The 11627-nt window shown below is 45.7% G+C and carries 8 protein-coding genes; 1 reads left to right on the top strand and 7 read right to left on the bottom strand.

From position 1 onward, the window contains the following. Positions 1-62: 62 nt before the first annotated feature. Positions 63-896, bottom strand: a complete 834-nt coding sequence (locus tag HMPREF1647_RS06260) for a TrmH family RNA methyltransferase (protein ID WP_035433133.1) — start codon at positions 894-896, stop codon at positions 63-65. A gap of 67 nt (positions 897-963) precedes the next feature. Next, positions 964-2616 carry an LPXTG cell wall anchor domain-containing protein gene (locus tag HMPREF1647_RS06255; RefSeq protein ID WP_156095563.1) on the bottom strand — a complete coding sequence of 551 codons (1653 nt, stop codon included), beginning with the start codon at positions 2614-2616 and terminating at the stop codon, positions 964-966. A gap of 229 nt (positions 2617-2845) precedes the next feature. On the opposite strand from HMPREF1647_RS06255, the gene HMPREF1647_RS06250 reads away from it, so the two are divergent. After that, positions 2846-4525: a L,D-transpeptidase gene (locus HMPREF1647_RS06250; RefSeq protein ID WP_035433129.1), complete on the top strand. Its 1680-nt coding sequence runs from the start codon at positions 2846-2848 to the stop codon at positions 4523-4525. A 64-nt stretch (positions 4526-4589) separates the two neighbouring features. On the opposite strand, the gene HMPREF1647_RS06245 is transcribed toward HMPREF1647_RS06250, so the two are convergent. From HMPREF1647_RS06245 to smc, 5 genes are all read right to left on the bottom strand, one after another. Continuing rightward, positions 4590-5243 (bottom strand): hypothetical protein, encoded by a 654-nt coding sequence (locus HMPREF1647_RS06245; RefSeq protein WP_035433127.1) that lies wholly within the window; start codon positions 5241-5243, stop codon positions 4590-4592. 63 nt (positions 5244-5306) lie between these two features. After that, the gene (locus HMPREF1647_RS06240) at positions 5307-5687 is read right to left on the bottom strand and encodes a YbaN family protein (protein WP_035433124.1); all 381 of its coding nucleotides are present in this window, start codon (positions 5685-5687) and stop codon (positions 5307-5309) included. Between the two features lie 108 nt (positions 5688-5795). Next, complete coding sequence (gene ffh, locus HMPREF1647_RS06235; RefSeq protein ID WP_035427730.1) at positions 5796-7175, bottom strand: signal recognition particle protein; 1380 nt, start codon at positions 7173-7175, stop codon at positions 5796-5798. Beyond that, positions 7175-8080 carry a signal recognition particle-docking protein FtsY gene (gene ftsY, locus HMPREF1647_RS06230; protein WP_035433122.1) on the bottom strand — a complete coding sequence of 302 codons (906 nt, stop codon included), beginning with the start codon at positions 8078-8080 and terminating at the stop codon, positions 7175-7177. Before ftsY ends, ffh begins: the two co-directional genes overlap by 1 nt. Further along, positions 8080-11619 carry a chromosome segregation protein SMC gene (gene smc, locus HMPREF1647_RS06225; RefSeq protein ID WP_035433120.1) on the bottom strand — a complete coding sequence of 1180 codons (3540 nt, stop codon included), beginning with the start codon at positions 11617-11619 and terminating at the stop codon, positions 8080-8082. Before smc ends, ftsY begins: the two co-directional genes overlap by 1 nt. Positions 11620-11627: the final 8 nt, after the last annotated feature.

Below are 11627 nucleotides of genomic sequence, written 5' to 3'. Positions count from 1 at the left end.
AGGCAGTTCACTCTCGTAGGTGGCCGTTTTTTTGTGCCGTATGTAAAGGTTTCCTGCTCAAGTTATCGAGCAAAAAGTTCCCAAAAAGCAACAGCAGATGAGGCAGCAACATTGAGTGAATCTACCTGATGTGACATGGGGATGATGGTAGTAACGTCACAAGCCTCAATGGTTTTCTTATCAAGACCATAGCCTTCACAACCAAAGAATAGTGCAGCTTTTTTACCTTTTACCAGCTCTTTATTAAGAGGTACTGCAGAATCTGTGAGTGCAAAAGCACACGTAGTAAAAGAATGAGCTTTAAGCTTTTCAATAAGGTCGAATGAAGTTGTCTCTTCATCCAAACGAGTCCACGCTACATTAAGAACCGTTCCCATAGAAACGCGCAAAACACGTCTTGAGAGGTTGTCGGCGCACTTAGCAGTTAAGATCACAGCATCTACATTGAGAGCCGCAGCTGACCTAAAGACAGCGCCAACATTGTTGACGTCTACTAAATCTTCTAGAACGGCAATATGCTTTGACGTGCTTAGAATCTCTTCTAGCGTTGCACCTTGAGGTCTCCTCATGGCACAGAGCACTCCTCTATTCATCTTGTAGCCAATAAGCTGTGTAAGCTGCTCATCTGGAAGAATGAAAATAGGAACATCATCTGACAAAGGATGGAACTTCTCGACAATTTGCAAAATGTTATCTGTATGAGAAGTATTTGCAAGAAATGAGATTGGCTCACAGCCTGCAGATAGCGCAGTTTCAATCACAAAATGAGACTCACAAATCATGACGCCACGAGTTGGGTCAAGACGATTACGAAGCTGGTTATCAGTCAATCGGGCATACACATCAAGACGATTGTCGTCAGATGAATCTAAATAAATAACTGGATACGTAGACATAAGCAATGTTCCCCTTGCCTCTTGATTCTTAATATTTTCTACTCTTGAGACAAAAGTTAAACCGCGTTTATGAAAAAATTTCCTCTGTTGCTAGTCTCTTTTTAAGGAAGTAACCTAACAAAACCAAGATGGCAGACAAGCTTATAAGTGTACCCTGCAATACAATTTGGGAATTGTCAGCTGTATCAGGAAGCTGCGCCTTTTCCTCTGTCTTATGGGGTTCTCCAGGAGTGTTAGAACCAGGAGTTACTGGTGTGACAGGAGGTTGTTTTACGTACACATGAGTCCAATTAGCTGCAATAGTTTGCTCATTAGAATCCTTTGTTCCAATTACAAGATTGATCTTTAAGTGTTGATAAGAATCAAGCGTATTGGGATCAAAAGACATTGGGAGCAAGAAATACTCAATTTTATATTGGCCTATAGGAAGAGTGTTATCTTGAGAATACGTATATACAATGTCATTAAAAGTATTTGAGAAATATACGGGATTTCCTTCAGCATCAACTACTCGTGGAGATCCGTCAGGATTATATGTTAGATCAGTAGTAAGACTACCGTTCTCAAATAAAGAAACTTCGTAAGTAGAATCAGGCAACTTTTTAATGCCTATTTGTCCAGCGTGAGTTGCCGAACTTTCTGGAAATACATCAGCAATATCTTGAGATTTAATATCAGATAAAATCCTATTTGTAACCGTATCGATGTCTAAAACTTTTTTACGTCCTGCATCAACGGTATGATTAAAAGTATACGATGAGATTGTTGCTGGAGCATTTTGAAGACCCTCATCTGTAGGTCTCAAAGTTTCTCCAGTATCGGTAACATATGCAGTATGCGCCAAAGTATAGTAATACGTTGTGTGTGTAACAAAAATATTAGGCTTAACAATATTTCCATCACCATCATGGGCTTCAGGAATTACATACTGCTCTACTTCTTTATGATCAAGAATGCTATTACCAATTGTTGTAGGTGCGTCGTACAGACCTTGTTTCTCAGTTCTATTTCCATTGCTATCAACAAATGTAGTAAGGTTCCTTGAAATATCTGAAACTCCAGCACGAACAGTATAAATATAGTAAAAACCATGCTCTTGATCGTAGGACAGAGTTTTATCCAGCTTATACTCACCCAAAGGTATACTGCGATCAATAATGGCAACATTGTCTTGACCAACAGATCCATTAATTAGTTGGCCATTTGAAATATAGTTATTAATTATGTCTCTATGAGCCTGAATGTTATTGTCTGTATCGAATTCAAAAACAGGAAGCAAAATTTTATGATCAGTAACACCTGCAAGATTAGGATGTGCTTGTAGATAAGAATTAACAGCAGCTTCATCGGTTGTATAACGCAATTCATGATCATCTGAAAAAAGTGATGGGTCAAACCGATCGCTATCTAAAAAATGAAAGTCAGTAACTTTTTGTAAATCAAGATGTGATGTTGTTATTGGCTCTTCGTAGGGCTTAATTTCTGTCAAATTATCCAGAGAACCTAAATCATTTCCTACAACTGTAGTGAAATCAGATGCAGATGGATTAAATGATTTAATCTCTGTATGCAATAACAATTGATTTGAGTTTGTTTGTCCTAATAAAGTGTTTGCTAAAACAGGAGCAGGAATGTATGAAATAAATACACATAAAATAACAAGCAAGGTAACTGCACATTTAAATTTTTTAAAACTAGTTTGAGAATTTATCAATCTCATCTATTTCCACACTCCCTTCCTAAATCAAATCATAGTTTAAAAAAGTCTAAATCAAAAGTATATTCAAATATCTATATATTCTCTGAATATATAATTCCTCATAAGTTCCACAAAAATATGTGTTGCATATGAACTAGAATAAAAAGATAAGTGTGAAAGCTTATTAGTTTGTTGTTTTCAAATTGCATTACTTCTTGTTATGTACCTTCGTTTTTATAAGGAGTGCTCCTTGGCTAAGCACTTTGCAAAAAGCTCTGCTTCTCATACCGCTAACCTACAACCTCTTTCTTCAGAGGAAGCTACGGAGAAAGCGCCTTCTCTTAAAGACTCAGTACCAAGCCTTGGCGATACTGATATGTACGTTGCTCTCAATGAAGAGCAGGTAAAAGCCAATCAGCTTAATGATTCTTCACAATCAGCGGAAGCGCCAGAAGAGCAGGCAGATGATCTAACTGTCATTGCTCCCCTTGATAGCGCAGAGCTTGGAGAAAAAGAAGAGGCTCCCGTTGTTCACAAGAAACATCAGTGGTGGAAGATACCTGCTGCGCTCGTTGGTATTCTCGCCCTTGTGTATGTGGGTGGAGCAATCTTCTTTAACTTCTTCTTTATGCCTCAAACCAGCATTTATGGTAAGGACTACTCCTTAAAACCTGCTTCAGATTTACAAGCTTCTAGAGCAAACGAGGCCTCAAATTACTCCGTCCAAGTCTCTGGAAACGGCGTAGATTTAACCATCAAGGCATCTGACATTGATTTAACGTACGACGCAGCTGGATATGCTCACGATGCTATTAGCCAGCAGAATCCTTGGATGTGGCCACTGGAGATTACTCGTAGCAGGTCCCTAAGTCCTCACGCTACCGCTTCGTATGATACAAGCAAGGCGGACGCACTCTTTAATCAAAGAATTGAGCAGGCAAAAGAATCTGCTCAAAGTCTAGAGAACAATGGTATTACCTACGATAGCTCGGCTAAAAAGTTTATTTTTGCTGATGATGCTATTGCTACAAGACTATCTCTTGAGGGTGTCCATAAAGACTTGCAAACCGCTTTTGATAATCTGAGCACTACCGTACAGCTTGGCCCAGAGAGCCTCATAAGTGCAGAAGACCTTGATTCTGCTTTGAAGACCGCTAATTCATACGTTGCTTCTGCAGTTGATTTGATGCTTGGCGATTCTGCCGCATATCAGCTTGATCAAGACACCATTGCTAGCTGGATTAAGTTTGATGAGAATCTCTCTATTTCATTTGATACAGACGCTATTACCAAATGGGTCAACGAGACACTTGCTCCTGCAGTAGATACTCGTGGAACTTCAAGAACGTATAAGCGCTGGGATGGAAAAGAATTCACTACAAAGGCCGCTGGTGCATACGGTTGGGTTATTGATAATGATGCTGCTGTAAAAGCTATCTCTGACGGTCTGTCCGCTGGTCAGGCAACAAAGATTGAACTGCCTACAAAACAGTCGGCCGATAAGTTTACTAAACAGGGCGAGCAGGACTGGGGCGGTCGTTATATTGACGTTGACCTTACCACTCAGCATGCTGTTCTTTATGGTGATGATGGAACTATTCTTTGGGAAGCCGATGTAGTAACAGGTATCCCAGACGGACATCACAACACTCCGGAAGGAGTCTGGTATATTACCAGCCACATTAGAGACGCTCGTCTCCTGGGACCAAATGACGAGAATGGCAAACCAGGTTGGGATGCACACGTTGACTTCTGGCTTGGCGTAAAGGGTCAAGAAGTTGGTTTTCACAACGCTCCATGGAGAAGTGCGTTTGGTGGAAACATCTACAGAACAGGCGGTAGTCATGGCTGCATCAACCTAAGCTATGAAAACGCTCAAAAACTCTTTGATATCGCCAAAGATGGAGATCCAATTATCATTCACTACTAGGTTTTCTTTGAAAAAGTTTATGCGCGCTTTAGAAAATAATTCTGAAGCGCGCATTTTTTATGTCTTACAGAAGATCCACTACACGCTCTTTATTTGCCATAAAATCAAGATACTCTGAACCTAAGCGAGAAGTAATCAATGAACTGGCAGAAGGAAATTTGCTGGCTGCTTTAACAAAACCATATTCTCCTGTGACGTAATTAAATGTCGCAAGTATATTATCAGACAGAAAGGTTCCTCCACCTTCTGTATTGTATTCATAGTAGGAGACGGCAGGTAATTTGCGACTGCTTATAGCTTGTAGAATATAAGCAGTCCCATAAAGAATATATTGATCAAAATCTTGTGATGAAAGAGAAACTGAATATAAAGCGACATCTTGCTCAATTGTTCCAATGATTTCTCCATTAACACTTACAACCCACGAAATGCCACCGTCTAATAATTCATTGTTTTTCTCTACAATTGATAAAATTGGACCAGATATATACACGTCGTTTAAATTGCAAGTATGGGTCCTATATTCCCCAGACTCAAACTTTTCATACGAGAAAATATTACCAACTGATTGCTCCCTTATAAATTCCGCAGCTTGATGTTTTAAAAAATCAAGATTTCGTTCTTTAACCGCTTCGGGTCTAAACCAACTACATATGAATACAACGGCAATGAGCATTATCCCAAGAGTAAACAAAACTACTTTTCTTTTACGCTGCATCTTCAGTCACCTCATCATTACCGAATAATAATGAAACTAACTAAAAGCTATTGTAACAATTGTTTACTCTTCAAGCGTTTTAACTTTAAAACCAAAATAGTAAATGTGGCCTAACCAAACAACACTAAGAATAATACTGCCAACAATAACACCTTTCATAAGCATGGCAATCAGACCTACAGCCATGACCAAAGTTACTGTGGCAAGGATGCGCACTTTAGTCTTAACAGTCATCCCTTTTCCAGCTTTAAAATCAGCAAGGTTATTTTGATAAAACTTCGTGTTAATAAGCCAATTATTAAGCCGGTCAGATGATTTTGCAAAGCAAAATGCTGCGAGCGCTAAAAATGGAACAGTGGGCAAAATAGGAAGCACTACGCCAATTACGGCAAGCGCCAAACTTACACAACCTAATACAACAAAGGTAATACGCTTAATTGACATAATTACTCCCTACTGCTTTTTGAGAAAGTTTACCATTTGTAACAAAAAGCAGTAGGGATAGTAATCAGACCAAAGTATTTCTTATATAAAAATATTTATTGGTAAAGCCTAAAAACGTGGCATTTGACCTCCGCCAAAGCCCATGTTCTTCATCATAGACTCCATAGCACGGCGGCCCTTCTTTGCATTACCACCCTGAGTCATAGCCTTCATCTTGCCCATCATCTTATTCATCTCTCCCCACTGACGAATAAGCTGATTAACTTCCTGAACGCTACGACCAGATCCCATAGAAATGCGACGACGGCGCTGACCATTAATAATCTTTGGACGCATGCGCTCTTCTTTGGTCATGGAACGAATGATAGCTTCAATCTTTCCCATAGAGCTATCATCCACACCACCCTGCTGGGCCATCATACGGTCACCACCAGGTAAAGCACCAATAAGCTTTGCAAGACCGCCCATCTTGCGAATTTGGTTCATCTGATTGAGCAGGTCATCCATAGTAAAGCCTTCACGCAACATGCGCTCAGCATCTTCAACCTGCTTCTCATCTGCTGCCTGCTGGGCCTTCTCAACAATAGAGATAACATCACCCATGCCAAGGATGCGCTTGGCCATACGATCTGGGTGGAAAACCTCAAGTGAATCGGGTTTCTCGCCCATAGAAACAAACTTGATAGGCTTGCCGGTAACCTCGCGTACGGAAAGTGCGCCGCCACCACGAGCATCGCCATCAAGCTTGGACATGATAACGCCGTCAAAGTCTACACGCTCGGCGAAAGTGCTGACAACATTGACAATATCCTGGCCGGTCATGGCGTCGACAACCATAAGAATCTGATCTGGCTTGACGGCGCGCTTGATAGCAACGGCCTCTTCCATCATTTCTTCGTCAATTTGAAGACGACCAGCGGTATCGACAATTACCAGGTCATTGAGGTGATCAACAGCCTCCTGAATAGCCTGAGACGCAATAGCAACGGCGTCTTTGCCGTCACCACGATAGACTGGCACGCCAATCTCTGAACCAAGTGTTTCAAGCTGATCTGCTGCTGCAGGACGGTGAACGTCGCAGGCAGCGAGCAGAGGATTCTTTCCCTGGGACTTAAGCAGGTAGGCAAGCTTTGCAGCTGCGGTTGTCTTACCAGAGCCCTGAAGACCAACAAGCATAATGACGTTTGGAATGCGGTTCTGCGCCAGCGTAAGCTTGGACTCGGTTGAACCAAGCAGTGCCGTGAGCTCATCCAGAACAATGCGGACAACGTTTTGAGCTGGAGACAGAGACTCTAGCACGTCAGCGGTCATGCACTGCTCTTTACAGCGGCCGACAAACTCTTTAACTACCTTGTAGTTAACGTCAGCCTCGAGAAGAGCCATACGAATTTCTCGCATTGCTGAATTGATATCGTCCTCAGTGAGACGGCCCTTTCCGCGCAGAGCGGAAAATGTATTTTGCAGTCTATCTTGCAGGCTGTTAAACATTACTGAACTCCCTCACCAACAAGTGCTTCACAGAATGAACGAGCGTCAAATGTCTGAAGATCATCAATTGACTCGCCCACACCAATACGATAAATAGGCAGATTAAGCTGGTTAGAAATTGCCAGAGCAATTCCTCCCTTTGCTGTGCCGTCAAGCTTGGTAACAATAAGACCGTCCAAAGACAGCGCGTCATTGAACTCTTTTGCCTGGTTAAGGCCATTTTGACCGGTAGTTGCATCAATAACCAAGACAACGCTCACGGGAATATCCCCTGCGCGCTTTCTGGTAACCGAAACAACCTTAGCAAGCTCACGCATAAGATCGGATGAAGTATGCAGACGTCCAGCAGTATCAATAAGCACCAGCTCAGTGCCTTGTTTTTCTGCCGTTTCAACAACCTCAAAACAAACGCTTGCAGGATCAGCGCCACGCTCTCTGGTTACTACCTCAATACCAGAGCGATCTCCCCATACCTGCAGCTGCTCAATTGCAGCTGCGCGGAAGGTGTCAGCACCGCCAATCAAAGTCTTTACACCATTAGCATGTGCGCGGCCAGCAATCTTACCAACAGTAGTGGTTTTACCAGCACCATTAATGCCCACAAACAAGACAATAGAGGGCGTATCCGTAAAAGGATCTCTTTCTGCAACAGGAAACTCTGCTGTAAGGCGCTCTACAAGGGCACGGCGAAGCTGATCGGAGCGCATAAGGTTTTCTCGCGCTGCACGCTCACGCAGGTCATCGGTGACACGCATAGCCACCTCAGCACCCATGTCTCCCATAACAAGCGTATCTTCAAGGTCATCCCAAAAGTCTTCGGTGACCTCTCCACCCATATAAAAGATTTCGCTTAAAGTCTCACGAGAACGCTCAAGACCTCGGCGAAGATTGTCCATAAAGCCCATTAGATATCAACTACCTTTCCGGTTGTCTTATCAAGCCTCTGAGAGACAACATGGCTAACACCATCTGCCTGCATAGATACACCGTACAGAACATCAGCCTGCTCCATGGTGCGCCTCTGGTGAGAAATGACAATCAGCTGAGTGGTCTCTTTGAGCTGCTCAATGGCATCAAGCAGCTTGGAGAGGTTGGCGTCGTCGAGCGCAGCCTCAACCTCATCAAAGACGTAGAACGGAACAGTGCGCGTTCTGTATATAGCAAAGAGCAATGCCAGGGCGGTGAGGCTCTTCTCGCCACCTGACATGAGCATCATCTTGGTAATGCGCTTACCGCGCGGCTGAGCCACAATCTCAATACCTGTCTCGGAAAGATGGTCAGGGTCGGTAAGCTCAATGTGGGCGTGGCCACCAGGGAACAGCATCGAGAAGATCTCGGAGAAGTTCTGGTTTACGCGGTCAAAGACAACAAGGAAGCGGCTACGCATCTTGCGATCAATGGCTGAGATGATTTTCTTCAGAGAAGTTCGTGCGGCCTCTAAGTCAGCTACCTGCTCGTTAATGTAATCAGCGCGCTCTTTGAGGCGCTCGTACTCATCCATGGCAACGGCGTTGACAGGACCCAACGCCTCAAGCTGACTCTTGAGCGACGCAGCAAGGCGTTCTGCCTGCTCTCTATCTTCTGGCTCAGGAAGCGTCAAAGCCTCGTCCAATGAGGCGCCCGTAGCAAGAATGGCCTCGATGGCGTTTTGAACCTGAACCTCAAGCTTGCCAATCTCAACGCTAATCTGGTTAGCGGCGTCTTTCTCTTTTTCTACCGCAAGCGCGGCTTCAGAAGCAGCGTCTTTTGCCTCAGAGATGGTCTCTCGCAGCGTCTCGGAGTCTGCCTCCGCCAACGAGGCGCGATCCTTGAGCCTAGACGCCCACTCAAGCGCCTTCTGGTGCAGAGCATCGTAGCGCTTGTACAGCGGGTCTACGCGAAGCCTGATTACCTCAAGCGCGTGCGTTGCCTGTTTAGCAGCAGCAAGCTGCTCATCCAGCTGAGACAGACGCCTCTCAAGCTCTGCCTGGCGAGAAGCCATGCTTGTTGCGCGCTCTTTTGCAACAGTGAGGTCCGTTTTTGCATCCGAAAGCTCTCGGTTAGCCCTACCCTGAGCGCGAATGGCATCCTCATGCTGGTCCTGCAGCTCTTTGAGCTCCGAGGCCAGCGACTCCATGCGAGCCTTAGCCTCTTCTGCCGCACGCTTGTGCTCATCAATGTGCGCACGAGCCTCTTGAGCGCGCTCTTTGGCCTGCTCTCGAGAAGTGCTCACCTGCTTCAGCTCAGCCTGAGAAGACGCAACCTGCCCCTCAAGACGGCCTCGCTCCGCAGCAATAGAGGTAAGCTCACCGTTGAGGCGAGCAACCTCACCCTTGGACTGCGCGCTTTTCTCGCGAACTGAAGCCAGCTCATTCTCGCAGTTAGTAACTGCGGAGCGAGCAGCCTCAAGATGGCGTTTGAGGGCAGGAAGCGTGTCCTCAAGCTGACGAATGCGACGCTTACGCTCGAGAGAGCCGTCCTCAGCCTGAGATGAGTGTCCCAGGACCAGACGACCGTCTGGATAGAGCAACGTGCCGTCAGGGAGCGCATAAAGCCCGCGAGGCTCAACGTTGCGAGCAGCGTAGGCGTCATCAAGACTCTGAGCAACAAAAACGTGACCAAAAAGCGCCTGCACAAGAGCTTCGGCACCCTTCTGCGCAGATACGTGCTCAAGCAAAGACGTTGTATGTGCAGGCGCAGCAAGAGCCGGAGTTGCGTCAGAAAGAGCAACCAACGTAGCCTTGCCGTCCTCAGAAAGCGTCTGAACGCGCTCAAAGAGCGTCTGAATGTTTTGCTGTTTGTCTACAACAAGCGCGGAAAGATCTTCTCCTAAAAGCTGCTCAACAAGGGCCTCAAACTCTGGCTGAACCTCAAGATAATCAGCAAGTCTGCCAGAAACAAGAGAAGCGGTTGCTGCATCCGCAACAAGCTTTTCTGCCAGAGGACTTCCCTTTTGGACTTCCACATCAAGCGCACGAAGTGCCTCAAGCGTAGCTTCACTGCTTGAGAGCTCCTGGCGAGCAGTACGCTCTGCCTCGCGAGCCGCCTCAAGTGCAGAAGCACGCTCAGAAATCTCAGCGACAAACGCCTCGGACTCCTGACGAGCTTTCTCAAGAGCCGCCGTGAGCTCTGCTTCTTTAGCGCCACTATCTTCTAGAGCAGCACGAGCAATCTCAAGCGCTTCCGTAATCTGAGTCAACCTAGACTCAAACATCTGGTCTTCTACCTGCGCATGAGCAATCTGCTCTTCAAGCTTTACATACGCAAGCGTTTCTTTATCAGCGGTATTACGCGCACTTCGCTCAGACGCAGTGCAGTCAGAAATCTTTACATCAAGAGAACGACGCTCGGCAATTGCCTGGTTAGCCGACTCTTGGAGCGCGTTCACGCTCTCCGTCAGATCCGCAACCTTTGCACGAATTGTTGCCAGCTGACCAGAAAGCTCTTCGTTCTCTTTTGCGGCGTCTGCCTTCTGTTTATCCATCACAGAAAGCTGCATGCGCGTGTCAGAAAGGCGAGAAACCATGTTCTTGCCCTTCTCCTCCAAAAGACGCATGTCAGATCCCATACGACCAAGAATCTCTTGCATGCGACGGCGCTGCTCACCCAAGTCTCCAACAAAGAGACCCTTTTGCTCAAGAAGTGACTGGAGCTTTTCAAGCTCACGGTTTTTCTCGCCTGCACGATATTGAGCAAGCTCAATAGCAGCCTCTGCCTCTTTAGCGCGTGCCTCCAACTTTCCATGCGTAAACTGCAGCTGACGAAGGTCATCAACCGCAAGCTGAACCGTCAAATCTTTGAGCTGAGCGGACAGATCTTTAGCGCGAGAGGCCTTGTCTACCTGCCTCTCAAGTGGCTTAAGCTGACGGGTTATCTCGCGAGAAACCACTTTGGCTCGCGTGAGATTCTCATCCATGGAAGAAATCTTGCGCTCCGCACGCTCTTTGCGGCGGCGATGCTTAGAGATATCTGCTGCCTCTTCAATAAGCTCACGACGCTGCTCGGGACGGCTAGACAAAATGGAATCGAGCTTGCCCTGAGAAATAATGGAGTGGGTATCTTTGCCCAGGCCAGAGTCATGCAAAATGTCCTGGATATCCATGAGTCTTGAAGGAGCACCGTTAATCAGGTACTCAGACTCTCCAGAGCGATACATGCGCCTGGTGATGCCAATTTCAGAGAAATCAATAGGAATAGTGTGGTCGGAGTTATCCAGAACCAGCGTTACCTCAGCAACGCCCACCGCTCCCCTTGCTGATGAGCCAGAGAAGATGACGTCTTCCATGGCTTGGCCACGGAGCATCTTTGCGCTCTGCTCGCCCAATACCCAGAGAATTGCGTCAGAGACATTGGACTTACCCGAGCCGTTAGGACCAACGACAACGGTAAGACCGGGGTCAAAAACCATCTGAGTTTTATCAGCGAATGACTTAAAACCCTTAAGTGTCAGCGATTTTAGATACACGGGTACAG

The sequence above is a fragment of the Lancefieldella parvula DNF00906 genome (genome assembly GCF_000758945.1).
Taxonomy (GTDB): domain Bacteria; phylum Actinomycetota; class Coriobacteriia; order Coriobacteriales; family Atopobiaceae; genus Lancefieldella; species Lancefieldella parvula_C.
This window is presented reverse-complemented; position numbering and strand designations above follow the sequence as displayed.